Genomic DNA, 26,367 nt, shown 5'->3' on the forward strand with positions numbered 1-26,367 from the left:
GGGGCTCTCCTACGGCATCAGGTGGTAGCCCGGGAAGTTGCCTGGGAGGCGTTCGTCGGTGGGTCCTTCGGTGACGGACCTGATCAGGAGGTCGCCGCCGACGAACGCACCGCGCCAGGACGCGCCGAAGCCGCCGAACAGTTCGTCGCGGTCGCCGCGCGAGCGGGGCTTGCCGTGGCCGGTCTTGAAGGCGCGGATCTGGGGGGCGAGCCGGGCGTAGGTGGCGGGGTCGTCGGTGGCCAGTGTGGCGACGAGGGCGCCGTTGGAGGCGTTCATCGCGGCGAGGAGTTCGGCCTCGGTGTCCACGAGGACGATCGTGTCCACCGGGCCGAAGGGTTCGGCGTGGTGGAGGGGTGAGGACGGGGGCGGGTTCAGGAGCGTGACGGGTGGGAGGTAGGCCGAGGTGTCCTGGCCCGGCAGGAATCGGCCGTCGGCGAGGGAGCCTCGGTGGAGCGGGATCGCGCCCCGGTCGACGGCCTCGGCGACCTGATCGCCGAGCTCCTTCGCCTTGGCCGCGTTGATGAGCGGTCCGAAGTCGAGGTCGGGCAGCTCGTCCCCGGGGTGCTCGACGGCCAGTGGATGCCCGAAACGGAGGGCGCGGACGGGAGACAGGTAGGCGGCGAGGAAGTCGGCGAACAGGGTGCGTTCGACGACGAAGCGGGGATACGCGGTGCAGCGCTGCTTGCCGTAGTCGAAGAGCTTGGGTATCACCGCGGTGAGGGCCGGCCAGTCGCTGTGCTTCCAGATGCCCCAGGCGTTGAGGCCCTCCTGTTCGAGGATGTGGCGTTTACCCAGGTCGGCGACCTCCGTGGCGATGCTCGCGCCGGTGTCGCGGCCGCCGACGAAGGAGACGCAGCCGATCTCTGGGGCGCGGACGAGGGCCTCGGAGAGCTCGCCGCCGCTGCCGCTGACGAGGGTGATCGGGACGCCTTCGCGGGCGGCGAGCGCGGCGGCGAGGGTGAGGCAGCCGAGGCCGCCGTCGGTCGGCGTCTTGGCGATGACGGCGTTCCCGGCCAGGGCCTGCACGAGCAGGGCGTGGACGAGGACGGACATCGGGTAGTTCCAGCTGGCGATGTTGGAGACGGGCCCGGGCAGCGGGGCGCGGCCGGCCAGCATGGTGTCGATGCCGTCGACGTACCAGCGCACGCCGTCGATCGCGCGGTCGACGTCGGCCTGGGCGAGCCGCCACGGCTTGCCGATCTCCCAGACGAGGAGGAGGGCGAGCAGTTCGCGGTGGGCGGCGAGCGCGTCGAGGGTGGCAGCGACGCGGGCGCGACGCTCGGCCGACGGGACGTGGCGCCAGGCCCGGTGCTGGTCGAGCGAGGCGCGGACGGCCTGGTGGGCGGTGGTCGCGTCGAGGCGTGGTGGGCCGGCGACGGGGCTGCCGTCCACGGGGCTGGTGGCGGGCAGCGGCCGTCCGTCGGGCTGCCAGGTACCGGCCCAGAGGTTGAGGACGGTGTCCTCGCGGAACGCCTCGGGTGCGGCGGTCAGGCAGCGCTGCCAGGCGTCGGCCCAGGCGGTGCCGGGCTTGAGGATGAGGGTGGGAGCCATGCGGTGTTCTCCGCTCTCGGTGCACGGTCGGGGCGGGAGGTGCGAGGGCCGCGTCAAGCGTGGGGGTGGGCGGTCGCGGCGGCGGCGTGGGCTTCCGGGGCCGCCAGCCGGGCGACGACGAGGGCGGCGGTCTCGGTGGGCGTGGAGCCGACCTGGACCCCGGCCGCCTCCAGGGCCTTCCTCTTCCCCTCGGCCGTACCGGACGATCCGGAGACGATGGCTCCGGCGTGGCCCATGGTCTTGCCCTCGGGGGCGGTGAAGCCGGCGACGTAGGCGATCACGGGCTTGGTGACGTGGGCGGCGATGTGGTCGGCGGCGCGTTCCTCGGCGTCGCCGCCGATCTCGCCGATCATCACGATCAGATCGGTCTCGGGGTCGGCTTCGAAGGCGCTGAGGCAGTCGATGTGGGTGGTGCCGACGACCGGGTCGCCGCCGATCCCGACGGCGGAGGAGAAGCCGTACTCCCGCAGCTCGTACATGAGTTGGTAGGTGAGCGTGCCGGACTTGGAGACGAGGCCGATCCGGCCGGGCTCGGGGGCGATGTCGGCGGGGATGATGCCCGCGTTGGACCGGCCGGGGCTGATCAGGCCGGGGCAGTTGGGGCCGATGATCCGGGTGCCGTGCGCGCGGGCGTACGCCTGGAAGGCCACGGTGTCGTGGACGGGGACGCCCTCGGTGATGACGACGGCCAGGCCGATGCGGGCGTCGACCGCTTCGAGGACGGCCGCCTTGGCGAAGGGCGGCGGGACGAAGACGACGGTGACGTCCGCCCCAGTGGCGTCCACGGCCTCGCGGACGGAGCCGAAGACGGGGATCCGGCGGCCGTCGAGGTCGACGGTGGTGCCTGCCTTGCGGGGGTTGACTCCGCCGACGACGTCGGTGCCGGCGGCGAGCATGCGCCGGGTGTGCTTCATGCCCTCGGCGCCCGTCATGCCCTGGACGAGGACCTTGCTCTGCTGGGTCAGGAAGATGGCCATGGGTTCACATCCCTTCAGCGGGTGGATCGGCAGGTGCTTCAGCTTCAGCGGTTTCAGGAGACGCTTCAGCGGGCGATTCAGCGGGCGCTTCGGCCTGTGGCGAGTTCGGCGGCGCGGGCGGCGGCGCCGTCCATCGTGGTGACCTGTTCGACCAAGGGGTGGGCGCGGGCGTCGAGGATGGCGCGGCCGCGGGCGGCGTTGTTGCCGTCGAGGCGCACGACGAGCGGCCGGGTCAGGTGGACGGATTCCAGGGCCCGGACGATCCCCTCGGCGACGGCGTCGCAGGCGGTGATGCCGCCGAAGACGTTGACGAGGACGGCCTTGACGTCGGGGTCGGAGAGGATGACGTCGAGGCCGTCGGCCATGACCTGCGCGGAGGCGCCGCCGCCGATGTCGAGGAAGTTGGCGGGGCGGGCTCCTCCGCCGGCGACGACGTCGAGGGTGGACATGACCAGTCCGGCGCCGTTGCCGATGACGCCGACCTCCCCGTCGAGCTTGACGTAGGTGAGGCCCTTGGCCGCCGCTGCCGTCTCCAGCGGATCGCCGTCCGCCTCGTGCGCCCCTGCCGTCTCGCCCCAACGTGCCTGGCGGAAGCGGGCGTTGTCGTCGACGGTGACCTTGCCGTCGAGGGCGATGACGGCTCCGTCGGCGGTACGGACGAGAGGGTTCACCTCGACGAGCAGGGCGTCCTCGCGGACGAGGACCTCCCAGAGGCGGGCCAGTACGTCGGCCGTCTCCGGCGGGAGCCCGGCCGCCGCGGCGATCTCGGCGGCCTTGGCCTCGGTGACACCTTCGGCCGGGTCGACCGGGATCCGCGCGACGGCCTCGGGGCGGGTGGCCGCGACCTCCTCGATGTCCATGCCGCCCTCGGCCGAGGCGATGGCCAGGAACGTGCCGGCCGCCCGGTCGAGGACGTAGCCGACGTAGAACTCGTCCTGGATGTCGACCGGTTGGGCGAGCATGACGCGGCGGACCGTGTGGCCCTTGATGTCCATGCCCAGGATCTGGCGGGCGGTGAGCTCGGCGGCCGCCGGGTCGGCCGCGAGTTTGACTCCGCCGGCCTTGCCCCGGCCACCGCTCTTCACCTGCGCCTTGACGACTACGCGCCCGCCGAGGAGTTCGGCGGCGCGGCGGGCCTCGCGGGGGTGGTCGACGACGGCCGCGTCGGGGACCGCGATGCCGTAGCCCTTGAAGACTTCCCTTGCCTGGTGCTCGTACAGGTCCATCTCGGCTCCCTCACTCGAAAGTGCCGCACACCCCCTGGACACCATCCGGGGGATGCGGGATAACAAGCTTCATACAGTATTCGTCGACTGTATGCAATCGACCGCGAGCACCCTCAACTCCCCTACGAAGGGACAGGACTTCGCCATGCCCGACGACAGCCAGCAGCAGCCCCAGCAGGAACGCATCTCCGGTGGACACCTGGTCGCCAAGGCCCTCAAGGCGGAGGGTGTCGACGTCATCTACACGCTCTGCGGCGGCCACATCATCGACATCTACGACGGCTGTGTCGACGAGGGCATCGAAGTCGTCGACGTACGCCACGAGCAGGTGGCCGCCCACGCCGCCGACGGATACGCGCGGATCACCGGAAAGCCCGGCTGCGCCGTGGTCACCGCGGGTCCCGGCACCACGGACGCCGTCACCGGGGTCGCCAACGCCTTCCGCGCCGAGTCCCCCATGCTCCTGATCGGCGGTCAGGGCGCCCACACACAGCACAAGATGGGCTCCCTGCAGGACCTGCCGCACGTGGACATGATGACGCCGATCACCAAGTTCGCCGCCACCGTGCCGGACACGGCCCGCGCGGCGGACATGGTCTCCATGGCGTTCCGCGAGTGCTACCACGGCGCGCCCGGGCCCTCGTTCCTGGAGATCCCGCGGGACGTCCTGGACGCCACCGTCCCGGTGGAGAAGGCACGCGTGCCCCAGGCCGGGCAGTACCGGGCGTCCACCCGCAGCGCCGGCGACCCCGAGGCGATCGAGCGGCTCGCCGACCTGCTGGTGCACGCCGAGAAGCCGGCGGTCCTGCTGGGCAGCCAGGTCTGGACGACCCGGGCCACGGACGCGGCCGTCGAGCTCGTCCGTACCCTCAACGTCCCCGCGTACATGAACGGGGCGGGGCGTGGCACGCTGCCGCCCGGCGACCCGCACCACTTCCAGCTCTCCCGGCGCTACGCCTTCGCCAACGCGGACGTCATCGTCATCGTCGGCACCCCCTTCGACTTCCGGATGGGCTACGGCAAGCGGCTCTCCCCGGACGCCACCGTCGTCCAGATCGACCTCGACTACCGGACCGTCGGCAAGAACCGGGACATCGACCTCGGGATCGTCGGTGACGCGGGGCTGATCCTGAAGTCGGTCACGGAGGCGGCGACGGGCCGGCTCAACGGCGGGGCCATCAAGCGCAAGGCCTGGCTGGAGGAGCTGCGCACCGCCGAGCAGACCGCGCTGGACAAGCGGCTGCCGCAGCTGCGCTCGGACGCCTCGCCGATCCACCCCTATCGCCTGGTCAGCGAGATCAACGACTTCCTCACCGAGGACTCGATCTACGTCGGCGACGGCGGGGACATCGTCACCTTCTCCGGCCAGGTCGTGCAGCCGAAGTCACCCGGGCACTGGATGGACCCGGGACCGCTCGGCACGCTCGGTGTCGGCATCCCCTTCGTCCTGGCGGCCAAGCAGGCACGCCCGGACAAGGAGGTGGTGGCGCTCTTCGGTGACGGCGCGTTCTCCCTCACCGGCTGGGACTTCGAGACGCTCGTCCGCTACAACCTCCCCTTCGTCGGCATCGTCGGCAACAACTCCTCGATGAACCAGATCCGGTATGGCCAGGCGCAGAAGTACGGCCTGGAACGCGAGCGGGTCGGCAACACCCTCGGCGACGTGCACTACGACAAGTTCGCCCAGATGCTGGGCGGTTACGGCGAGGAGGTGCGGGACCCCGCCGACATCGCCCCGGCGTTGCGGCGCGCCCGCGAGTCCGGACTGCCGTCGCTGATCAACGTCTGGGTCGACCCCGACGCGTACGCCCCCGGAACCATGAACCAGACCATGTACAAGTGAGGGGTCTTCATCATGACCAAGGCTCTCGAAGGCATCCGTGTCCTCGACATGACGCACGTGCAGTCCGGTCCCTCCGCCACTCAGCTGCTCGCCTGGCTCGGCGCGGACGTGGTGAAGCTGGAGGCCCCGTCCGGTGACATCACGCGCAAGCAGCTGCGGGACATCCCGGACGTCGACTCGCTGTACTTCACGATGCTCAACTGCAACAAGCGGAGCATCACCCTCAACGTCAAGACCGAGCGCGGCAAGGAGCTGCTGACCGAGCTGATCCGACGCAGTGACGTCATGGTCGAGAACTTCGGCCCGGGGGCCGTCGACCGGATGGGCTTCACCTGGGATCGCGTCCAGGAGATCAATCCACGAATCGTCTATGCCTCCATCAAGGGGTTCGGGGACGGCCCGTACACCAACTTCAAGGCGTACGAGGTCGTCGCTCAGGCCATGGGCGGCTCGATGGCCACCACCGGGTTCGAGGACGGGCCGCCGCTGGCGACGGGCGCCCAGATCGGTGACTCCGGCACCGGCATCCATGCCGTGGCGGGAATCCTGGCGGCGCTCTTCCAGCGCGAGAACACCGGACGGGGGCAGCGGGTGAACGTCGCGATGCAGCACGCGGTGCTGAATCTCTGCCGGGTGAAGCTGCGGGATCAGCAGAGGCTTTCGCACGGTCCGCTCTCCGAGTATCCCAACGAAGATTTCGGCGAGGAAGTCCCCCGTTCGGGTAATGCTTCCGGCGGCGGTCAGCCGGGCTGGGCGGTGCGCTGTGCGCCCGGCGGGCCGAACGACTACGTGTACGTCATCGTCCAGCCCGTCGGCTGGGCGCCGGTCTCGGAGCTCATCGGCCGGCCCGAACTCGCCGAGGACCCGGAGTGGGCGACGCCGGAGGCCCGGCTGCCCAAGCTCCCCAAGATGTTCCAGCTGATCGAGGAGTGGTCCTCGACGCTGCCCAAGTGGGAGGTCCTGGAGCGGCTCAACGCCCGGGGCATTCCGTGCGGTCCGATCCTCTCCACCAAGGAGATCATCGAGGACGCCTCGCTGGTCGCCAACGAGATGGTCGTCGAGGTCCCCCATCCCGAGCGCGGCAGCTTCACGACGGTCGGCTCCCCGCTCAAGCTCTCGGACTCCCCCGTGGAGGTCGTCAGCTCCCCTCTGCTCGGTGAGCACAACGAAGAGGTCTACGTCGGCGAACTGGGGCTCGGCGACGAGGAACTGCGGCTCCTGAAGACGAGCGGGGTGATCTAGATGACGGCACACAGCACCACGGACGGCACGGCGCACCACTTCGACCGGCAGGCCGTGCGCGAACTGCTGGACGCGATCCGGGCGGAGGGGCGCACGGCCCTCACCGCACCGGAGGGGAAGCGGCTCGCCGACGCGTACGGGATCGCCGTGCCGGGCGAGGCCCTCGCGCGGGACGTGGACGAGGCGGTGGCGCAGGCCGACCGGCTCGGCGGGAAGGTCGTCCTGAAGATCGTCTCCCCCGACATCCTGCACAAGACCGACGCGGGCGGTGTGGTCGTCGGGGTGGAGGGCGCCGCGCAGGTCCGCGAGGCGTTCTGCCGGATCGTCGACAACGCCCGTGCCTACGCGCCCGGCGCGCGGATCGACGGGGTGCAGGTGCAGCAGATGCTGCCGCCCGGGCAGGAGGTCATCGTCGGTGCCGTCACCGACCCCGCCTTCGGCAAGGTCGTCGCCTTCGGGCTCGGCGGGGTGCTCGTGGAGGTCCTCAAGGACGTCACCTTCCGGCTCGCGCCGGTGAGCGCCGACGAGGCGGTGTCGATGCTGGACTCGATCCGGGCGGCGGAGATCCTGCGGGGAGTGCGCGGGGCGCCGGCCGTGGACCGGTGGGCGGTCGCGGAGCAGATCCGCCGGGTCTCCCAGCTGGTCACCGACTTCCCCGAGATCGCCGAGGTCGACCTGAACCCGGTGATCGGCACCCCCGAAGGCGCCCTGGCGGCCGACATCCGCGTGATCCTGGCCTCCGACGTGCCCGCGCCGAGGCGGACGTTCAGCCGCGAGGAGATCCTGCGGTCGATGCGGCGGCTCATGGAGCCGCGCGCGGTGGCCGTGATCGGGGCCTCCAACGAGCGCGGGAAGATCGGCAATTCGGTGATGCGCAACCTCGTCGACGGCGGCTTCCCCGGGGAGATCCATCCGGTGAACCCGCGGGCCGATGACATCCTCGGCCGCAAGGCGTACAAGAGTGTCACGGACGTTCCCGGTGAGGTGGATGTGGCGGTCTTCGCGATCCCCGCTCCGTTCGTGGCGTCGGCGCTGGAGGAGGTGGGGCGCAAGGGCATTCCGAACGCGGTGCTGATCCCGTCCGGCTTCGCCGAGACCGGGGAGCACGCACTGCAGGACGAGATCGTCGCGGTGGCGGAACGGTACGGCATCCGGCTCCTGGGCCCGAACATCTACGGGTACTACTCGACCTGGCAGGACCTGTGCGCCACCTTCTGCACGCCGTACGACGTCAAGGGGGGTGTGGCGCTGACCTCTCAGTCGGGCGGGATCGGGATGGCGATCCTGGGCTTCGCCCGGACCACGCGGACGGGTGTGTCGGCGATCGTCGGGCTCGGCAACAAGTCGGACATCGACGAGGACGACCTGCTGACCTGGTTCGGTGAGGATCCCCGTACCGACTGCATCGCGATGCACCTGGAGGACCTCAAGGACGGGCGGGCCTTCGTCGAGGCGGCCCGGCTGACCGTGCCGAGGAAGCCGGTGGTCGTCCTCAAGGCCGGGCGCACCAGTGCCGGGGCGCGGGCGGCCGGTTCGCACACGGGCGCGCTCGCCGGTGACGACGCGGTGTACGACGACATCCTGCGGCAGGCGGGTGTCATCCGGGCGCCGGGGCTGAGCGACATGCTGGAGTACGCGCGGGCGCTGCCCGTGCTGCCGGCGCCGCGGGGGGACAACGTCGTCGTCATCACCGGAGCGGGTGGGTCCGGGGTTCTCCTTTCGGACGCGATCGTCGACAACGGGCTGCGGCTGATGGAGATTCCGGAGGACCTGGACGCCGCCTTCAAGGCGTTCATCCCGCCCTTCGGGGCTTCGGGCAACCCGATCGACATCACGGGCGGCGAGCCGCCGTCGACGTACGAGGCCACGATCAGGCTCGGCATGGAGGACCCGCGGATCCACGCGCTCGTCCTCGGCTACTGGCACACCATCGTCACTCCCCCGATGGTGTTCGCCGAGCTCACCGCGCGCGTGGTGGCGGAGTTCCGCGAGCGGGGCGTCGAGAAGCCGGTCGTGGCCTCGCTCGCGGGTGACGTCGAGGTCGAGGAGGCCTGCCAGTACCTCTTCGAGCGGGGTGTCGTGGCCTACCCGTACACGACGGAGCGGCCGGTCGCGGTGCTCGGCGCGAAGTACCGGTGGGCGCGGGCGGCGGGGCTCCTGGGTGGTGATGCGGTGAGCTGAGCGACAGCTCGAACCACGGGGCTCGCGGCGGCCGCATCCCGCCCGCCGCGGGCTCCGGTGCGAAGGGAACGGACAGGGGGCGCTGGCCAGACTTCTTCCACGCGAGGGGTTCGATCTCCATGACGACAACCGACGTGACCACCACCCTCCCTTACAGGGAGGTGACGGACGCCAACGGCCGCACGTACCGGCTCGGTGAGAGCGACGTCGAGCTGATGGGCCGCACTCGCAAGTGGATGGTCATCCTGCCCTGGGTGGGCATGATGGGCATCAGTTCGGCGGAGTACGCGTTCGCGTCCGCCGAGGACACGCTGCACACCGCGCACAGCTGGAGCAGTGCGCACATCTTCTGGATGCTCGGGGTCTGGGTGTTCTTCCAGGCCGCGGTGGCCTTCCCGGCCGGAAAGCTGCGGGAGAGCGGGCGGTTGCCGGCCCGCTGGGCGATGATGCTGGGCGCGGTCGGCACCCTGCTCGGCTATGTCTCGCTCGCCTTCGCCCCGCATGTGATCGTCGCCTATGTCGGCTTCGGCATGTTCAGCGGTATGGGCGCGGGCATGGTCTACGCGACCTGCGTGAACATGGTCGGCAAGTGGTATCCGGAGCGGAAGGGCGGCAAGACCGGCTTCGTGAACGGCGGCTTCGCCTACGGCTCGGTGCCGTTCGTCTTCATCTTCACCGGCTACATGGATCTGACCAACTTCCGCTGGGTGCTGGTCTCCGTGGGGCTCTTCCTGGCCGCGATGGTCGCCGTGGCCGGGTACTTCTTCCAGGACCCGCCGAAGAACTGGTGGCCGGCCCAAGTGGATCCGCTGAAGAAGCCGGACGACCCACGCGCGCGGCGGGCCATGGAGAAGAACCCGCCGGCGGTGAAGCAGTACACGCCCCTCGAGGCCTGGCGGACCGGGCGCGTCGCGCTGATGTGGTTCTGTCTGCTCTGCACCTCGGGCGTCAACATCTTCGGCATCGCCTTCCAGGTGCCCTTCGGCGACGAGGCGGGCTTCGCGGGCGGGATCGTTGCGACGGCGATGTCGCTGAAGGCCATCGTGAACGGCACCGGACGCGGTGTGATCGGCTGGCTCTCCGACCGTTACGGCCGCAAGCAGTGCCTGATCTTCGTCTGTATCGTCCTGGGGCTCGCGCAGTACGGCATCCTCTGGTCGGGCAACATCCACAACCTGCCGCTGTTCCTGGTGTTCTCCAGCATCTCCGGTTTCGGCGGCGGCGCGATCTTCCCGATGTTCGCGGCGATGACCGCGGACTACTTCGGGGAGAACAACAACGCCTCCAACTACGGCCTGGTCTACAGCTCCAAGCTGGTGTCGGGGCTGCTCGGCTCCGGTATGGGCGCGGTCGTGGTCGCGGCCTGGGGCTACTCGGGCGCGTTCGTGCTCGCCGGGTCGATCTCGCTCTTCGCCGGCTTCGTGGCGCTGTTCCTGCATCCGCCGGGGCGGCCGCGGGCCCGCCGGATACCGGCGAACCCGCGGCCGATCAGCCGGGACGTGTGAACGTGACGGCCCTGCGGCTCGGTGACGCTTCCAGTGGTGCTGTCAGCGGCCCTTGCAGTGGTGCTTTCACTGGTGCGCTCAGTGGTGCTTCTCCCGCAGGGAGTGCAGGTGCGCGCTGGACTTGCGGGCGAACGCGAAGGACTCGACCGGGTTGTCGTGTTCGGCCTGCCAGTGGTGGGAGCGGTATCCGTGGTGGGTGCGGTTCACCGCCGAGATGAAGCGCCGGTAGTCGATGTCTCCGTCCCCGACGTCCGCCATGCGGTAGCCGTCGCGGACGGAGTCGTCGCGTTCGCCGTCCTTGACGTGGAAGAGCGGGTAGCGGTGGGGCTGGTCGAGGACGTAGCGCAGCGGGTCGAAGGGGGCGGGGGTGCCGTCGGCGCGGCGGGAGAAGCGGTGCTGGGCCACGTACGCCCAGTAGACGTCCATTTCGAGGTGGACGAGATCCGGGTCGGTCTCGGCGAGCAGGACGTCGTACAGACGGACGTTCGGGCGATCGGTGGCGAAGGAGAACTCCTCGGCGTGGTTGTGCTGGTAGAACTTCATGCCGCGCTCCTTCGCCGCCGCGCCGTACCGGTTGAACTCCTCGGCGCAGCGCTTCCAGCCCTCGACGGTGGCGCCGTAGCGCCAGGGGCCGGAGGCGGTGCCGATGTGCGGGAGGCCGAGGGCCTGGGCGTCGTCGAGGACCTTGTCGAGGTTCTGCGCGAAGGTGTACGCGTCCGGGTTGCCGTCGCTGTAGTAGCCGACGTGGCTGCCGATGCCCCGCAGTCCGTTCTCGCGGGTCAGCTTCCTGAGTTCGGCGAGGGTGATCGGTCCCGCCGAGCCCTGGCTGTATCCGGCGAACTCGACCTCGTCGTAGCCGTACTTGCTCAGTTCGGCGAAGACGGCGGCGAAGCCGAGCGTGGCGACCTTGTCGCGGAGTGAGTAGAGCTGGATGCCGAGGCGGCCGGGGGGAAGGACGGGGCGGCCCTTGCCGTGCCCGGAACCGTCTCCGTGGCCGTCGGCGGTGTCGGCCGGCTGAGACGCCGCGGCCTGCGGGGCGGTCGCTCCGAGAAGAGCGGCGGCGGTGGCGCCGGCGGCGACGCCGAGCATGTTCCGTCTGCTGAGTTTCCGGGTCAGTTCGGGGTCGGGGGTGGCGGGCGAGATGCGGCGGGCGCGGGCCATCTGTGGATAACTCCTCGTTGTCGGTGGGTTCTGCTTCACTGGAGTCCGGTCAGACAGGACCGGCCAGTCGGAGCAAGAGGGACTTCACATCGGTGGCCGCTACGCGGCCGCTCACAGCGCGGGGGGTGGAGCACAGAATGAGCGGACCTTCGTCGTCGCTCGTGGGGAGGCGGCCATGGCTGCCGCGAATAGGTGAAGGGTCGAGGGGTACGACCGCGAGCCGGTAGCGCATGCCGAGCTTCTTGCGGGCGATCGCCTTCGCCGCCTTGACGCGTACGTAGGGATCGAGCGGGTCCATGAAGAGTTCGGCGGGGTCGTAGCCGGGTTTCCGGTGGATCTCGACGAGCTGGGCGAAGTCGGGCGCGTGCGCGTCGTCGAGCCAGTAGTAGTACGTGAACCACGCGTCGGGCTCGGCGAGGGCGACGAGTTCGCCCGAGCGTGGGTGGTCGAGGCCGTGCTCCTTCTTGCCCTCGTCGTCCAGGAGTCGCTCGATGCCGGGGAGCCCGGTGAGGGTCTCGCGGACGGTGTCGAGGTCTTCGGGGCGGCGGACGTAGACGTGGGCGAGCTGGTGGTCGGCGACCGCGAAGGCGCGTGAGGTCATCGGGTCCAGGTACTCCATGCCGTCCTGGGTGTGGACCTCCAGGAGGCCGGCGCGGCGCAGGGCGCGGTTGATGTCGACGGGCCGGTTCACGCGGGTGATGCCGTACTCGGAGAGGGCGACGACCGTGCGGCCTTCGGCGCGGGCCTCGTCGAGGAGGGGGGCGAGCGCGGTGTCCAGGTCGGCCGCGGCGCGGAAGGCGCGTGGGTCGTCGGGGCCGTACCGCTGGAGGTCGTAGTCCAGGTGCGGGACGTAGGCGAGGGCCAGGTCGGGGCGGCGGGTGCGGAGGATGTGGCGGGTGGCGTCGATGATCCAGCGGCTGGAGACCAGGTCGGCGCCGGGGCCCCAGAAGTGGAAGAGGGGGAAGGTGCCCAGTGTGTCGGTGAGTTCGTCGTGGAGGGCCGGGGGCCGGGTGTAGCAGTCGGGTTCCTTGCGGCCGTCGGCGTAGTAGACGGGACGGGGGGTGACGGTGATGTCGGTGTCGGCGCCCATGGCGTACCACCAGCAGATGTTCGCGACGGTGTAGCCGGGGTGCGCGCGGCGGGCGGCGTCCCAGAGGCGGTCGCCGGAGACGAGGCCGTTGTGCTGGCGCCAGAGGAGGACGTCGCCGAGTTCGCGGAAGTACCAGCCGTTGGCGACGATGCCGTGCTCGGAGGGGAGGGTGCCGGTGAGGAAGGTGGTCTGCGCGGTGCAGGTGACGGCCGGCAGGACGGTGGAGAGCGGTGCCTGGGAGCCGGCCGCGCCGAGGGCTCGCAGACGGGGCATGTGCTCCAGGAGGCGGGGCGTGAGACCGACGACGTCGAGGACGAGGAGGGGGGTGGGCCGGGTGTCGCTCCGGGGGCTGGTCATGGGAGTTCCTTGAGGCCGAGGTCGGTCAGCAGGTCGCGGGCCAGGGTGAGTTCGGCGGCTATGCCGTCGGCGAGGCGGGCGCGGTTGCGGGGGCGCCGGTCGGCCGGGAGTGCCTGCCAGGTGTAGGTCTCGACCTCCAGGTGGTGGGTGCGCGGACGCGGGCCGCCGAGGAGGAGGGCGAGGGTCGTGCGGAGGACCGGAAGGGTGGAGGTGAGCGGAGGCTCGGGTGGGGCGTGCAGGGGGACGTGGAAGTGGGAGCGCCAGGCGGCGCCGTCCGGGAGGGCGCGCCCGGAGACGGCCTCGGGCAGGTCGTCGGTGCCGCGCAGCCCGGCGGCGGTGCGGGTGCGGGTCTGGTGGAGGAAGCGGGGTTCGGCGAAGGCGGCGAGCGCGGCGCGGACCTCCGGGAGATGGGGGTGCTCGGCGTGCAGGGCGGCGGAGAGCTGGGCCTTGACGACGGGGATGCCCGCGGAGCCGAGGGCGTCCAGGGCGGTGGGCGGATCTTCGAAGGAGGTGGCGAGGTGACAGGTGTCGAGGCAGACGCCGACGCGGGGGCTTGACAGGGCGGTGAGCGGGGCGATCGCGTCGGCCGTGGTCTCGACGGTGCAGCCGGGTTCCGGTTCGAGTCCGATCCGGATGCTCTTCCCGGTGAGCTCCTCCAGGGCGTCGAGGCGTTCGGCGAGGGTGGCCAGGGCGGCGAGGGCCGTGTCCTCGGCGCGGGAGTCGAAGGGGGTGCGCCAGGCGAGCGGCAGGGTGGAGACGGAGCCCTCGGTGACGTCGTCGGGGAGGAGTGCGGCGAGGAGACGGGCCAGATCGGTGGTGTGGGCGAGGCGTTCGGGGCGGGTCCAGTCCGGTTGGTAGACGCGGTACTTGACCTCAGCGGCGCCGAAGCCTTCGTACGGGAAGCCGTTGAGGGTGACGACCTCCAGGCCGCGGCGGTCGATCTCGGCACGCAGCGAGCGCAGCGAGCCCGGGTCGGTGATCAGGGCGTGGGCGGCGTCCCGGGCGAGCCAGAGGCCGATGCCGAGCCGGTCGCGGCCGAGGCGTCGGCGCACGGGTTCGCAGTGGTCGCGGAGTTGGGCGAGGACGCCGTCGAGGGTCTCTGCCGGGTGGACGTTGGTGCAGTAGGCGAGGTGGACGGTGGAGCCGTCCGGGTGGCGGAAGCGCATGGTCCCGCCCGCCTCATTCCCCGCCGCGGAGGACGGAGTTGCCCTCGTGGGTGGGGGCGTCGGAGGAAGGAAGGTCGAGTCGGAGGCGGCCGCTGAGGCCGTAGAAGGAGACGGGGTTGCGCCACAGCACCTGGTCGACGTCGTCGTCGGAGAATCCCGCGGCGAGCATGGCGTCGCCGACCTTGCGGGTCTTCAGGGGGTCGCTGTTGCCCCAGTCGGCGGCCGAGTTCACCAGGGCGCGGTCCAGGCCGTGGTCCTTGAGCACGGCGACCATGCGGTCCTCGTCCATCTTGGTGCCCGGATAGACGGAGAAGCCCAGCCAGGCGCCGCTGTCCGCGGCCTCCTTGACGGTGGTCTCGTTGAGGTGGTCGAGCAGCACCCGTTCGGGGGCGAGCGCGGACTCGCGGACGACGTCGAGGGTCCGGCGCAGGCCGGCGAGCTTGTCGCGGTGCGGGGTGTGGACGAGGGCGGGCAGACCGTGGTCGGCGGCGAGCTGGAGCTGCGCGGCGAGAGCGGCGTCCTCGGCGGGGGTCATGGAGTCGTAGCCGATCTCTCCGACGGCGACGACGTTGTCCTTGACGAGGTAGCGGGGCAGGAGGTCGAGAACGGGGGTGCAGCGGGGGTCGTTGGCCTCCTTGGGGTTGAGGGCGAGGGTGCAGTGGTGGGCGATGCCGTACTGGGCGGCCCGGAAGGGTTCCCAGCCGAGGAGGGAGTCGAAGTAGTCGACGAAGGAGGCGGGCGAGGTGCGGGGCTGGCCGAGCCAGAAGGCGGGCTCGACCAGGGCGCGGACTCCGGCGTCGTACATGGCGCGGTAGTCGTCCGTGGTGCGCGAGGACATGTGGATGTGGGGGTCGAAGATGCGCATCAGGACTCCTCGGTGCGGGCCGTGGGGGTGGTGAGGGCGAGGGCGCGGTGGAGGTCGGCGGGGACAGGGCGGTCGGCGGCGGTGCGTTCGGCGGCGTAGTCGGTGAGCATCCGGGCGAGTTCGGTGTCGCCGCGGGCGCGGTCGTGGAGGCCGGCGACGGTGTCGAGGGGGACGCCGGTGAAGAGGCACTTGACGACGGCCTGCCGCCAGGAGTGGGGGGCGAGGTGGGAGGCGGCGTAGGGACCGAGGGCGGCGGCGATCAGGTGGGTGTCGTGGGTGCGCAGGGCGTCCTCGACGAGGGGCAGGGCCTCGGGGCCCGCGACCAGGGAGGGGAGGGCGAGGAGGACGGCGCGGCGCTCGGGGGCGGAGCCGTGGTGGTAGAGCCGGGTGAGGACGGCCGGGTCGGCGCGGGCCGCTCGGAGCAGGGCGACGCGGACGGAGTCGGCGTGGTCCGCGCCGCAGTGGCGGCCGGCGGAGGCGAAACGCAGCTCCCAGAGGGCGGTGCGGTCGGTGGCGGCGGTGAGGGCCTCGTCGAACCAGGCCCGGGCGGTCGGGGTCAGCATGTCGGCTCCCTCGATGGGGTGGAGTGGCCGGGGCGGCCGCGCAGGAACGCGAGGGAGGTGCGGGCGAGTTCCGGGCCGGCGTGGGAGTGGCGGGGCAGTTCGACGACGGTCAGGCCCGGGTAGCCGGCGGCCGTGAGTTCGGCGAGGGCGGCGAGGACGGGCGGGAAGTCGATCTCGCCGTCGCCGAACGGGAGGTGCTCGTGGACCCCGCGGCACATGTCCTCGATCTGGACGTGGTGCAGCCAGGGCGCGGCGGCGCGGACGCAGTCCGCCGGGGATGCGGGCTCCAGGCACTGGCAGTGGCCGATGTCGAGGGTGAGGCCGAAGTGGCGCGGGTCCGGATCGCCGAGGAGGGCGCGGAGGGTGTGGAAGTCGTCGAGGGTGGCGAGGAGGTGACCTGGTTCGGGTTCGAGGGCGAGGGGGACGTGGGCGGCGGCAGCGGCTTCGACGACGGGGGTGAGGGATTCCGCGAGCCGCTTCCAGGCGGTCTCGTCGGTGGTCCCCTGCGGTGTGAGGCCACTGAAGCAGTGCACGGCGTGCGCGCCGAGGTCGGCGGCGACGCGGACCGCGCGAAGGAGGAGGTGGACGCGGGCTGAACGCGCCTCGGGGTCCGGGTCGAGGAGGGAGGGGCCGTGCTTGCGGCGGGGGTCGAGGACGTAGCGGGCGCCGGTCTCGATCGTCACCCCGAGGCCGAGGGCGGCCAGACGGCGGGCCACCCGGGCGGTCCGGGCCGGGAGGTCGGGCGCGAGGGGGTCGAGGTGCATGTGGTCGAGGGTGAGGCCGACGCCGTCGTATCCGAGGTCGGCGAGGAGGGCGAGAGCGTCGTCGAGCCGGAGGTCGGTGAGGCCGTTGGTGCCGTAGCCGAAGCGGACGGCGGGTTGTCCGGGGTTCATGTCGGGCTCACCTTCCGGGCGAGAGCGCGGGCGAGGGGGGCGAGGCCGAGCACCAGGAGCGCGGTGCCGGGCGCGCCGGCCCGGGCGGCGAGGGTGGCCTGGAGCGGGATCAGAGCGCGGATACCGGCGCCGACGGAGCGCTGGGTGAGGGGTGGTGACGGGTTCAGGGCGGCGTGGAGGAGGGGCGTCGCCGGGGTGCGGGCGTAGGTGGCGGCGAGGGCGGTCGTGACAAGCGGGCCGGCAGCGGTGGCGACGCGCGCGGCCACCGTGCCGGGCGTGCCGAGCGGACCAGCCGGGCCGGAGGTGCCGGCCGAACCGGACGGGGCGGACGGGGCGGACGGGCCAGAGGTGCCAGACGGGAAGAAGGCCGCTCGGGCCGAGGGTCCGGCCGTGAGCGCGGTGAGGGCCACGGTGGTGGCGAGGGCCAGCAGGGGGGTCCGGGTCGAGCCGCCCTGGGTCTCGTGGCGGGAGACCGCGGTGACCGCGTAGGTGTGGGCGCCGACGACGGCGGCCGCGTGAAGAGCGGCCGCTCGCAGGCCGGTCGGGTGGGGGCCGGTGCCTGCCACGCGGAGCCCGGCCGCACCGGGGCCTGCCGCTCGGAGGCCGACCTCGCGGGGCCCGGCCGCACGGAGGCCTGCCGCTCGGAGGCCGACCTCGCGGGGCCCGGCCGCACGGAGGCCTGCCGCTCGGAGGCCGACCTCGCGGAGCCCGGTCGCACGGAGGCCCGCCGATCGGAGGCCGGGCGCGCCGGCGCCGGTGCGGTGGGGATGGTGGGCTGAGGAGGTGTTCGATGTGGCGATGGTGCCGAGGAGGAGGTTCAGGGCGCGGGCCGTGGCCATCGTGGCGGGGGCCGCCGGGGTGTGCTTGAGGTGGAGGTCGTAGGACCAGACCGTCGCCGCGAGGGCGGTGGCCGTCGCCAGGGTGGGGCGCCCGGCGCGGGCGGCGAGCGCGAGGCCGGCGGCCGTGAGGGCGGCGGAGGCGGCGAGCGCAGCGCCTGGGGTGACGCGGCCCGACGGGATCGGGCGGTGGGGGCGGTCGACGGCGTCCTCGGCGCGGTCGGCCCAGTCGTTGAGCGCCATGCCCGCCTCGTACAGACAGAGGGAGGAGCCGATGGCCAGGAGCGTCGAGCGGTTGGGGCGCAGGCCCGCGGCCGCCGCGCCCGCGAGGGCGTCGCCCGGCACCGTCGCCAGCGCGGAGACGCGCAGCAGTTCCGCCCAGGCCGTGACGCGCCCGCGCGCCCGGCTCACCGGGCCTCCCCCAGGCGGGCCGCGAAGGCCACGAGGCGCGCGTACTGGTCCGCGAGCCCGGCCGGGGCCTCGCCCTCCGGGTCCTTGAAGTAGAAGGCGAGATCGCCCAGCGGGCCCGAGAGGCCCCTCTCGTGGGCGCGGGCCGTCAGGCGGGCCAGGTCCAGGACGAGGGGCGCCGCCAGGGCCGAGTCGCAGCCCTGCCAGGTCGTCTGGAGGACCATCCGGGAGCCGAGGAAGCCCTCGAAGGCGATGTGGTCCCAGGCTGTCTTCCACTCCCCCAGGGCCGGCACGTCGTCGATGTGGACCTCCCCCTCCGGGGCGTGGCCGAAGACGTCCGCGAGGACCCGTTCCTTGCCCGCGTTCTTGGCGGCCGCGGCAGCCGGGTCGGCGAGGGCGGCCCCGTCGCCGCCGCCCAGCAGGTTGGTGCCCGACCAGGCCCGTACGGTCAGGGCGCGCTGGAGGAACATCGGGGCGAGGACGGAGCGCAGCAGGGTCTGGCCGGTCTTCCCGTCACGGCCCGCGTGGGGAAGACCGCCGGCCGCGACGGTGTCGGCGAGGGCAGGGTGGCGCAGCCCCGTCGAGGGCGTGAAGTTGACGTAGGGGCAGCCGGTGCGCAGGGCGGCGGCCGCGTAGAGGGAGCTCGGAGGAAGCTCGGCGCCCCCCGACGCCGGCTCCGTGGAGGCGACGTTCACCACCACGACTCGGTCGAGGTCCAGTCGGACCCGGAAGTCCGTCAGGTCTGCCGCGAAGGAGGCGATCAGTTCCTCCTCCGTCCGGTTGTCGCCCGGCAGGGGGCCGCCGGGGCGGATCTCCGCGTCGGCGGCCCGCAGTTCACCGGCGACGGCGGCGGCGAGGCCGTGCGGGAGGACGCCCGCGAGGTCAAGCTCCTCGGCCCGTTTGGGCAGGGGACACGTCGCCGTGTCGTGTCCGCCGAAGACGAGGGAGGCGAGCGGTGGGAGGCCCGCCCCCGCGAAGGGGGCGGTCTCGGTCACCATGCCGGTCGGTGGGTGCAGGCCCGCCGTGGTGGCGGCGCAACCGGCCACCGCCGTGGTGGCGACGGAGCCGCGCGCTCCGACGAGCCAGACTCCCGTACGTGTTCCTGTGGTCACGACCCTGCCTCCCTGGACTGTGGTGGAGGCGGCGGGCGGGGGGTACGGCGCCTCCCCGCCCGCCGCCGGCTGGGCAGGGGGCTCTACGAGGGGAGCTCCCTGAGCTTGATGGCGCGGAACGACACCTGGTCGTCGGCTCCGTGGTTCTGGATGCCGATGTGGCCGTCCTTCAGGCTCCGCGCCGGATCGGTGTTGGTGAAGTCGTTGATCTTCACCCCGTTGAGGAACACCTGGAGCCGTTCGCCCTGGACGCGGATCTCGTAGCTGTTCCACTGGCCCGGCGGCCGCAGCACCGCGTCGCGTGCCGTGAGGTTGGCGGACTTGAAGCCGTAGACGGCGCCGGTGGTCCGGTCGGCGGCGTCGGTGGCGTCGATCTGGATCTCGTACCCCTTGTTCACGGCGGACCAGGGGTCGTCGGAGGCGGGGAAGCCGACGAAGATGCCGGAGTTGTCGTCGCCCGCCATCTTCCAGTCGAGCGTGAGGGAGTAGGAGGAGAACTCCTTGGCCTGGTACCAGAGCATCCCCATGCCGCCCACGGAGCGCAGTTCGCCGTCGACGACGTCGAAGCTGCCGGGCCCGGCCTGCTTCCAGCCTTCGCGGGTCTCTCCGTTGAAGAGCGCGCGGTAGCCGGTCTGCGGCCGGCAGTCGGCCGCGGTCTGGCCGGTGGCGTACTTCAGCCCGCCGAGGAGGTGCTGCCGGAAGGCCGGCTCGGCGTACGACTCCTTGGTGTGGCCGCCGCCGGTGTAGAAGGAGCGCCCGCCGCCGTACGACTTGCACCAGGCGATCGGGTGGTCGCCGTTCATGGTGCCGCCCTGGTAGCTGGTCTCGTCGAGGGTGGCGAGGATCCGGGCCTGACCGCGGGGATTGGTGCGGTAGTTGTACCACTCGTCGGTGCGCTGCCAGGTGGCGTCGAGGTGCTCGGTGGCCGGGTGGCCGTGGTCCTCGACCCGGACGGTCGCGGGCTGGATGTGCGGGTGCGAGGCGAAGTGGGCGCCGACGAGCCCGCCGTAGAACTCCCAGTCGTACTCGGTGTCGGCCGCCGCGTGGACGCCCATGTAGCCGCCGCCGGTGGAGACGTAGTGCTCGAAGGCGGCCTGCTGCTCGGTGTTGAGGACGTCACCGGTGGTGGAGAGGAAGACGACGGCGTCGTAGCGGGCGAGGTTGCTGGTGGTGAACTGGCGCGGTTCCTCGGTCGCGTCGACGGTGATGCCGCTCTGTGCGCCGAGTTCCTTCAGCGCGGTGATGCCGCTGCCGATCGAGTCGTGGCGGAAACCGGCGGTACGGGAGAAGACGAGGACGCGCTTGGCGTTCCGGTCGACCGGGGCGCTGGAGATGGTGAAGTCGTCCACGTCGTAGAGCGCGCCCGCGCCGCCCTTGAAGACGAGGAAGAGTTCGGTGGTCGCGCGGGGCACGTTGCGCAGGGGCACGTCGATGTCCTGGAGGGTCTCCCAGCCTCCGGTGACGGGGACGGGCGCGGAGCCGTGCAGGGCGCCGGTGGGCGATCCGGTGCGGACTTCGAGGAAGCCTCCGGCGCCGCCGGAGGAGACGCGTGCGGTGAGCTTGGTCGCCCCGCTCAGGTTGTAGGGCTTGAGGGAGATCCAGTCGCCGTCGTGGATGTCTCCGACGGTCCGTCCGCCGTTCGCCGGGGCCTTGTCGATGACGGCGACGCCGTTCTGGGCGTCGAAGTGCTCGGCCTGGCGGTGGCGCGGCTGGAGCTTGGCCTGGTCGTGGGTGGTGAGGGCGGCCTGGCCGCCGCCTCCGCCGTCGGTGTACTCGGCGTCGAAGACGGCGAAGATGTTGGCGTCGTCGTCGTGGCCGCCGTCGGAGGACGTCTTGATGGTGCCGGTGCAGCCGTTGGCCGAGGTGACCGGGTGGCCGTGGCTGTCGTGGCCGAGGACGTAGGTGACCTTGACCTTGGCGCAGTCGATCACGCCGTCCTCGGGGTCGGTGACCTTCACCCGGAAGGGGATCTCGTCGCCGAAGGCGAAGAGGGCGCCTTCCGCCGGTAGTTCGAGGGTGACCTTGGGCGCGGTGTTGCCGACGACGACGTGGACGGAGGCGGAGCCCGTACGGCCGGAGGGGTCCTTCGCGGTCACGGTCGCCGTGTACGTGCCGTTCTTCCTGTACGTGTACGTGGGGTTGGCGGCCGTCGACGTACCGCCGTCACCGAAGTCCCAGCTGTAGGTGAGGGCGTCGCCGTCGCCGTCGGTGGTGCCGGCGGAGGAGAAGGCGACCTTCAGGGGCGCCGTGCCGGAGGTCCTGCTCGCGCTCGCCTCGGCGACAGGGGAGCGTCCGCCGGTGGCGTTCTCGATGCGGTAGAGCCCGGAGTTGTGGTCGCCGCCGAACCAGGCGGTACCGTAGTCGAGGACGTACAGCGCGCCGTCGGGGCCGAAGGCCATGTCCATCACCTGGGTGCCGGTCCACGGCACGGGATTGATGGACTGCACGGCGCCGTCGGCGCCCTGCTCGATGCGCTTGATCCAGCGCCGTCCGAACTCTCCGGCGAAGAAGTCGCCGTCGTAGGCCTCGGGGAACTTGACGGGGGAGGTGGACGCCGCGTCGTAGCGGTAGACCGGTCCGCCCATCGGGGACTCCGATCCGGTGCCGAACTCCGGTACGGAGCCGCCGTCGTACGGGAGCCAGGCCGGCTCGGCCGGTGGGAGGTCGACGAGTCCGGTGTTGTACGGCGAGTCGTTCTTCGGCGCGCCGCAGTCGAAGGCCGCGCCGGACTGCTTGGTGGCGAAGTCGTAGTCGACGTAGGCGTCGTTCTTGCCGGTGCAGAACGGCCAGCCGAAGTTGCCGGGCTTGGTGATCCGGGCGAACTCGACCTGTCCGGCGGGTCCGCGCTTGGGGTCGGCGGCACCGGCGTCGGGGCCGTAGTCGCCGACGTAGAGGACGCCGGTCGCCTTGTCGACGCTGAAGCGGAAGGGGTTGCGGAAGCCCATCGCGTAGATCTCGGGGCGGGTCTTCGCCGTGCCGGGGGCGAAGAGGTTGCCGTCGGGGACGGTGTACGTGCCGTCCTCGGCGACCTTGATGCGCAGGATCTTGCCGCGCAGGTCGTTGGTGTTGCCGGAGGTGCGACGGGCGTCGAACGCGGGGTTGCGGCCCGGGCGTTCGTCGATGGGCGTGAAGCCGTCGGAGGCGAAGGGGTTGGAGTCGTCGCCGGTCGACAGGTAGAGGTTGCCCTGGGCGTCGAAGTCGATGTCGCCGCCGACGTGGCAGCAGATGCCCCGGGTCGCGGGGATGTCGATGACCTTCTTCTCGCTGGCGTTGTCCAGCGTGCCGTCGGCCTTCAGGGTGAAGCGGGAGAGGCGGTTGACGCCGTCGTACTTCGCGAAGTCGGCGGCGGTGCCGTTCTCGGGGGCATCGCCCGTGGGGGTGTCCAGCGGCGGGGCGTAGTAGAGGTAGATGGCCCTGTTCCGGGCGAAGTCCGGGTCGAGGCCGATGCCCTGGAGGCCTTCCTCGTCATGGGAGTAGACGGGGACGGTGCCGATGACCGTGGTGTTGCCGGCGGCGTCGGTGCGGCGCAGCTCTCCGCCGCGCGAGGTGTGCAGGACGCTGCGGTCGGGGAGCACGGCCAGCGACATCGGCTCGCCGACTTCCTCACCGCCCTTGGCGAGCGTGACCTGCTGGAACTCCTCGGCGGCCGCCGCCGCGGGCGTGGCTTCCGGCTCGGCCGCGAGGGCCTGCTGGCCGCCGAGGGCGAGGAGTCCGGCGGCGAGGAGGGCGAGGGGCTTTCTGGCTCGGGGGCGTTTCTTGCTGTGCACGGAATGTCCTCCGGAATAGGGCCGGGTGAGTGCGGGTGTCCGGGGACCGGCGCGCGCCGTCACGCTGGTCGCAACCTTCGAGTCACGTCATGTACACATCAGGGACCGTAGCGGGGTTCGTCCAGGACGGAAAGCCCTTGCACACTGCCTCCGTCGAACTTTTCACCGCCACAGGACAAAGCCGGACGAGGGCAGGGCGGAGGAACCCGGGTGGCGCCACCACCACCCGGGGATCCACCTGGGCCTGAGCCGCCAGGCCGCGTCAGTCGCGACCGCCGAAGGCCGCGTCGAAGGAGGCCGCGGGCGGGTCGAAGTCGAACCGCTTGAGGTGGGCAAGCGCTTCCGGAGCACCGGTCAGCCGGTCCATCCCCGCGTCCTCCCACTCCACCGAGACGGGCCCCGCGTAACCGATCGAGCGGAGCATCCGGAAGACGTCCTCCCACGGCACGTCGCCGTGCCCCGCCGAGACGAAGTCCCAGCCGCGCCGGGGATCGCCCCACGGCAGGTGGGAGCCGAGCCGCCCGTTGCGCCCGTCGAGGCGCTTGCGGGCCTCCTTGCAGTCCACGTGGTAGATCCGGTCGCGGAAGTCCCAGAGGAAGCCGACCGGGTCCAGGTCCTGCCAGACGAAGTGGCTCGGGTCGAAGTTGAGGCCGAAGGCCGGCCGGTGGTCGACCGCTTCGAGCGCCCGCCGCGTGGTCCAGTAGTCGTACGCGATCTCGCTCGGATGGACCTCGTGCGCGAAACGCACGCCCTCGGCGTCGAAGACGTCCAGGATCGGGTTCCAGCGCTCCGCGAAGTCCTCGTATCCGCGCTCGACCATGCGCTCCGGGACCGGCGGGAACATCGCCACCAGGTGCCAGATCGACGATCCCGTGAAGCCGATGACGGTGTCGACGCCCAGCGCGCCGGCGGCCCGGGCGGTGTCGGCGAGTTCGCGCGCCGCCCGCCGCCGTACGCCTTCGGGCTCACCGTCGCCCCAGATCCGGGGCGGGACGATGGCCTGGTGGCGCTCGTCGATGGGGTGGTCGCAGACCGCCTGGCCCACCAGGTGGTTGGAGATGGCCCAGCATTTGAGGCCGTACTTCTCCAGGAGGGCGCGCCGGCCGTCGACGTACGAGGGATCGGCCAGCGCCTTGTCGACCTCGAAGTGGTCGCCCCAGCAGGCGAGTTCGAGGCCGTCGTACCCGAAGTCGCGGGCGAGCCGGCAGACCTCCTCCAGCGGCAGGTCGGCCCACTGGCCGGTGAAGAGGGTGAAGGGACGGGACACGGTCGCAGTCCTCCTAGAGCGGTACGGGGGTGTAGACGGCGTTCTTCTCGGCGCTCTCCTCCACGGCGGCCAGCACCCGCTGCACCTGGAGCCCGTCGGCGAAGGACGGGGCCGGACCGGTCCCGGACGCGACGGCGAGGACCAGGTCGCGGGCCTGGTGGACGAAGGAGTGCTCGTAGCCGAGCCCGTGGCCGGGCGGCCACCAACCCTCCAGGTACGGGTGGTCCGGCTCGGTCACCAGGATCCGGCGGAAGCCCGCGGCGGCGGCCGGCTCGGTGTGGTCGTGGAAGGACAGCTCGTTCAGCCGCTCCAGGTCGAAGGCGAGCGAACCCCTCTCGCCGTTGATCTCCAGCCGCAGCGCGTTCTTCCGGCCCGCTGCCATCCGGGTCGCCTCGAAGGAGGCCAGCGCCCCGGACGCGAGCCGCCCGGTGAACAGGGCGGCGTCGTCCACCGTCACCGCCCCGTACGCCCCGCCCGGGCCCGAGGCGGCGCCCGAGAGCCCGGCCGACACGCCCGCGAGCAGTGGCCGCTCCCGTACGAAGGTCTCGGTGAGCGCCGAGACCCCGACAAGGAGCTCCCCCGCGAGGTACTGGGCGAGGTCGACGGCGTGCGCACCGAGGTCGCCGAGGGCCCCGGACCCCGCGTGCTCGCGCTGCAGGCGCCAGGTCAGCGGGAAGGCGGGGTCGACGAGCCAGTCCTGCAGATAGGCGACCCGGACGTGCCGCAGCGCGCCCAGTCGGCCGTCCGCGACGAGCCTGCGGGCGTACGCGATCGCCGGCACGCGCCGGTAGTTGAAGCCGACCATGGCGACCTGGCCACGGGCGGCCGCCGCCTCGGCCGCGGCGACCATCGCCTCGGCCTCGGCGACGGAGTTGGCGAGCGGCTTCTCGCACAGGACGTGCTTGCCGGCCTCCAGGGCGGCGACGGCGATCTCCGCGTGGCTGTCGCCCGGGGTGCAGACGTCCACGAGCTGGACGTCCTCGCGGGCGACGAGCGCACGCCAGTCGGTCTCGGCGGCGGCCCAGCCGTGCTTGGCCGCCGCCGCCCGCACCGCGGCCCGGTCTCGGCCGGCGACGGCGGCGAGGACGGGCCGTAGCGGCAGGTCGAAGGCGCGCCCCGCGGTGCGCCACGCCTGGGAGTGGGCGGCGCCCATGAACGCGTAGCCGACCATGCCGATGCCGAGCGTCGGCGCCGGGGCCAGGCCCGTGTCCGGGGCCTCGCCGGCCTCGCTCTCCCGCTGTTCCATACGGTTCCTCCTCGTCGGTTGCACGGTGGGGGGTGCCGGGCTCGGTCCGGCCGGAGGCCGGTCAGCTGAAGCCGGTGGGCAGGTACTCGTCGACGTTCTCCTTGGTCACGACGGCCGAGTAGAGGGTCAGGGAGGCCGGGATCTCCTGCTCGGACATGCCGCTGACGCCCTTCTTCTGGCCGAGGGCGCGGGCCAGGTCGATGGCGGAGGCGGCCATGGTCGGCGGGTAGAGGACGGTGGCCTTGAGCACGCCGTCGTCGGCCTTGATGGCGTCCATCGCGGACTTGGCGCCCGCGCCGCCCACCATCAGGAAGTCCTTGCGGCCGGCCTGGGCGATGGCCCGCAGCGCGCCCACGCCCTGGTCGTCGTCGTGGTTCCACAGGGCGTCGAACTTCGGCTGTGCCTGGAGGAGTTGGGCCATCTTCGCCTGACCCGACTCGACGGTGAAGTCGGCCGCCTGGCGGGCCACCTTGCGGATGTTGGGGTAGTTCTTCAGGGCGTCGTCGAAGCCCTGGCTGCGCTGCTTGGTCAGCTCCAGGCTGTCCATTCCGGCGAGTTCGATCACCGTGGCGTTCGGCTTGTCCTTGAGCTGCTCGCCGATGTAGCGGCCGGCGTTGAGGCCCATGCCGTAGTTGTCGCCGCCGATCCAGCAGCGGTAGGCCTGCGGGGAGGCGAAGATCCGGTCCAGGTTGATGACGGGGATGCCCGCCTTCATGGCCTGGAGGCCGACCTGCGTGAGGGCCTTGCCGTCGGCGGGGAGGATGACGAGGACGTCGACCTTCTTGTTGATGAGGGTCTGGATCTGGCCGATCTGGACGGCGGTGTCGTTGGAGCCCTCGGTGATCTCCAGGGTGACGTCGCTGTACTTCTTCGCCCGCTCCTTGGCGTTCTGGTTGATGGCGTTGAGCCAGCCGTGGTCGGCCTGGGGGCCTGCGAAGCCGATGGTGACGGGCGTGCCGGGCTTGTCGTCGCCGGCGGGCGCGTTGCTCGCGACCGGCGCCTGGTTCTTGGGCTCGTTGCTGGTACAGGCGGTGAGGAGGGCGCCGGCGGAGACGGCGGCGGTGCCGAACAGCAGTCCTCTGCGGCTGGTTTCTGGCATGGCGAGGGGTCC

19 protein-coding genes are annotated in these 26,367 nt (G+C 71.8%); 4 read left to right on the forward strand and 15 right to left on the reverse strand.

Translation table 11 applies throughout. The annotated features are described in order from the left end of the window. Positions 1-9: 9 nt before the first annotated feature. The 3 genes from ACWF79_RS14630 to sucC form a co-directional block, all read right to left on the reverse strand. The gene (locus ACWF79_RS14630) at positions 10-1,551 is read right to left on the reverse strand and encodes an aldehyde dehydrogenase family protein (RefSeq protein WP_453728452.1); all 1,542 of its coding nucleotides are present in this window, start codon (positions 1,549-1,551) and stop codon (positions 10-12) included. Positions 1,552-1,604: 53 nt separating this feature from the next. Then, the gene (sucD, locus tag ACWF79_RS14635) at positions 1,605-2,528 is read right to left on the reverse strand and encodes a succinate--CoA ligase subunit alpha (RefSeq protein ID WP_453728453.1); all 924 of its coding nucleotides are present in this window, start codon (positions 2,526-2,528) and stop codon (positions 1,605-1,607) included. Positions 2,529-2,605: 77 nt separating this feature from the next. Further along, the gene (gene sucC, locus ACWF79_RS14640) at positions 2,606-3,754 is read right to left on the reverse strand and encodes an ADP-forming succinate--CoA ligase subunit beta (protein WP_453728454.1); all 1,149 of its coding nucleotides are present in this window, start codon (positions 3,752-3,754) and stop codon (positions 2,606-2,608) included. A 145-nt stretch (positions 3,755-3,899) separates the two neighbouring features. On the opposite strand from sucC, the gene ACWF79_RS14645 reads away from it, so the two are divergent. From ACWF79_RS14645 to ACWF79_RS14660, 4 genes are all read left to right on the forward strand, one after another. Further along, complete coding sequence (locus ACWF79_RS14645) at positions 3,900-5,597, forward strand: thiamine pyrophosphate-binding protein (protein ID WP_453728455.1); 1,698 nt, start codon at positions 3,900-3,902, stop codon at positions 5,595-5,597. Positions 5,598-5,609: 12 nt separating this feature from the next. After that, positions 5,610-6,839 (forward strand): formyl-CoA transferase, encoded by a 1,230-nt coding sequence (frc, locus tag ACWF79_RS14650; RefSeq protein WP_453728456.1) that lies wholly within the window; start codon positions 5,610-5,612, stop codon positions 6,837-6,839. Further along, a complete protein-coding gene (locus ACWF79_RS14655) occupies positions 6,840-9,020 on the forward strand; it encodes an acetate--CoA ligase family protein (protein WP_453728457.1) in 2,181 nt (726 codons plus the stop codon). It begins immediately after the preceding gene. A 119-nt stretch (positions 9,021-9,139) separates the two neighbouring features. Further along, positions 9,140-10,525: an OFA family MFS transporter gene (locus ACWF79_RS14660; RefSeq protein ID WP_453728458.1), complete on the forward strand. Its 1,386-nt coding sequence runs from the start codon at positions 9,140-9,142 to the stop codon at positions 10,523-10,525. A gap of 78 nt (positions 10,526-10,603) precedes the next feature. Here the strand turns inward: ACWF79_RS14660 and ACWF79_RS14665 are convergent, their stop codons facing one another. The 12 genes from ACWF79_RS14665 to ACWF79_RS14720 all read right to left on the reverse strand — a co-directional run bounded on the left by ACWF79_RS14665 (position 10,604) and on the right by ACWF79_RS14720 (position 26,355). Then, entirely contained in the window at positions 10,604-11,686 is a 1,083-nt protein-coding gene (locus tag ACWF79_RS14665) for a sugar phosphate isomerase/epimerase family protein (RefSeq protein WP_453728459.1), read from the reverse strand. Between the two features lie 49 nt (positions 11,687-11,735). Continuing rightward, on the reverse strand, positions 11,736-13,133 hold the full coding sequence (locus ACWF79_RS14670) for an alkaline phosphatase family protein (RefSeq protein WP_453728460.1): 1,398 nt from the start codon (positions 13,131-13,133) through the stop codon (positions 11,736-11,738). After that, the gene (gene eboE / locus ACWF79_RS14675) at positions 13,130-14,299 is read right to left on the reverse strand and encodes a metabolite traffic protein EboE (RefSeq protein WP_453728461.1); all 1,170 of its coding nucleotides are present in this window, start codon (positions 14,297-14,299) and stop codon (positions 13,130-13,132) included. Before eboE ends, ACWF79_RS14670 begins: the two co-directional genes overlap by 4 nt. A 13-nt stretch (positions 14,300-14,312) precedes the next feature. After that, positions 14,313-15,164, reverse strand: a complete 852-nt coding sequence (locus tag ACWF79_RS14680) for a TatD family hydrolase (RefSeq protein WP_453728462.1) — start codon at positions 15,162-15,164, stop codon at positions 14,313-14,315. Then, positions 15,164-15,727 (reverse strand): EboA domain-containing protein, encoded by a 564-nt coding sequence (locus ACWF79_RS14685; protein ID WP_453728463.1) that lies wholly within the window; start codon positions 15,725-15,727, stop codon positions 15,164-15,166. Before ACWF79_RS14685 ends, ACWF79_RS14680 begins: the two co-directional genes overlap by 1 nt. Beyond that, positions 15,721-16,620, reverse strand: a complete 900-nt coding sequence (locus ACWF79_RS14690) for a sugar phosphate isomerase/epimerase family protein (protein WP_453728464.1) — start codon at positions 16,618-16,620, stop codon at positions 15,721-15,723. The genes ACWF79_RS14685 and ACWF79_RS14690 overlap by 7 nt, the downstream gene beginning before the upstream one ends. Further along, on the reverse strand, positions 16,617-17,867 hold the full coding sequence (locus ACWF79_RS14695; protein ID WP_453728465.1) for an SCO3242 family prenyltransferase: 1,251 nt from the start codon (positions 17,865-17,867) through the stop codon (positions 16,617-16,619). The genes ACWF79_RS14690 and ACWF79_RS14695 overlap by 4 nt, the downstream gene beginning before the upstream one ends. Continuing rightward, positions 17,864-18,976, reverse strand: a complete 1,113-nt coding sequence (locus ACWF79_RS14700) for an inositol-3-phosphate synthase (protein ID WP_453728466.1) — start codon at positions 18,974-18,976, stop codon at positions 17,864-17,866. The genes ACWF79_RS14695 and ACWF79_RS14700 overlap by 4 nt, the downstream gene beginning before the upstream one ends. Before the next feature lie 83 nt (positions 18,977-19,059). Then, complete coding sequence (locus ACWF79_RS14705) at positions 19,060-22,743, reverse strand: ThuA domain-containing protein (RefSeq protein WP_453728467.1); 3,684 nt, start codon at positions 22,741-22,743, stop codon at positions 19,060-19,062. Between the two features lie 262 nt (positions 22,744-23,005). Further along, positions 23,006-24,010, reverse strand: a complete 1,005-nt coding sequence (locus ACWF79_RS14710) for a sugar phosphate isomerase/epimerase family protein (protein ID WP_453728468.1) — start codon at positions 24,008-24,010, stop codon at positions 23,006-23,008. 13 nt (positions 24,011-24,023) lie between these two features. Further along, complete coding sequence (locus ACWF79_RS14715) at positions 24,024-25,256, reverse strand: Gfo/Idh/MocA family protein (protein WP_453728469.1); 1,233 nt, start codon at positions 25,254-25,256, stop codon at positions 24,024-24,026. Between the two features lie 61 nt (positions 25,257-25,317). After that, positions 25,318-26,355: a substrate-binding domain-containing protein gene (locus tag ACWF79_RS14720; RefSeq protein WP_453728470.1), complete on the reverse strand. Its 1,038-nt coding sequence runs from the start codon at positions 26,353-26,355 to the stop codon at positions 25,318-25,320. Positions 26,356-26,367 lie beyond the last annotated feature (12 nt).

It is taken from the genome of Streptomyces sp. NPDC054975 (assembly GCF_053609105.1).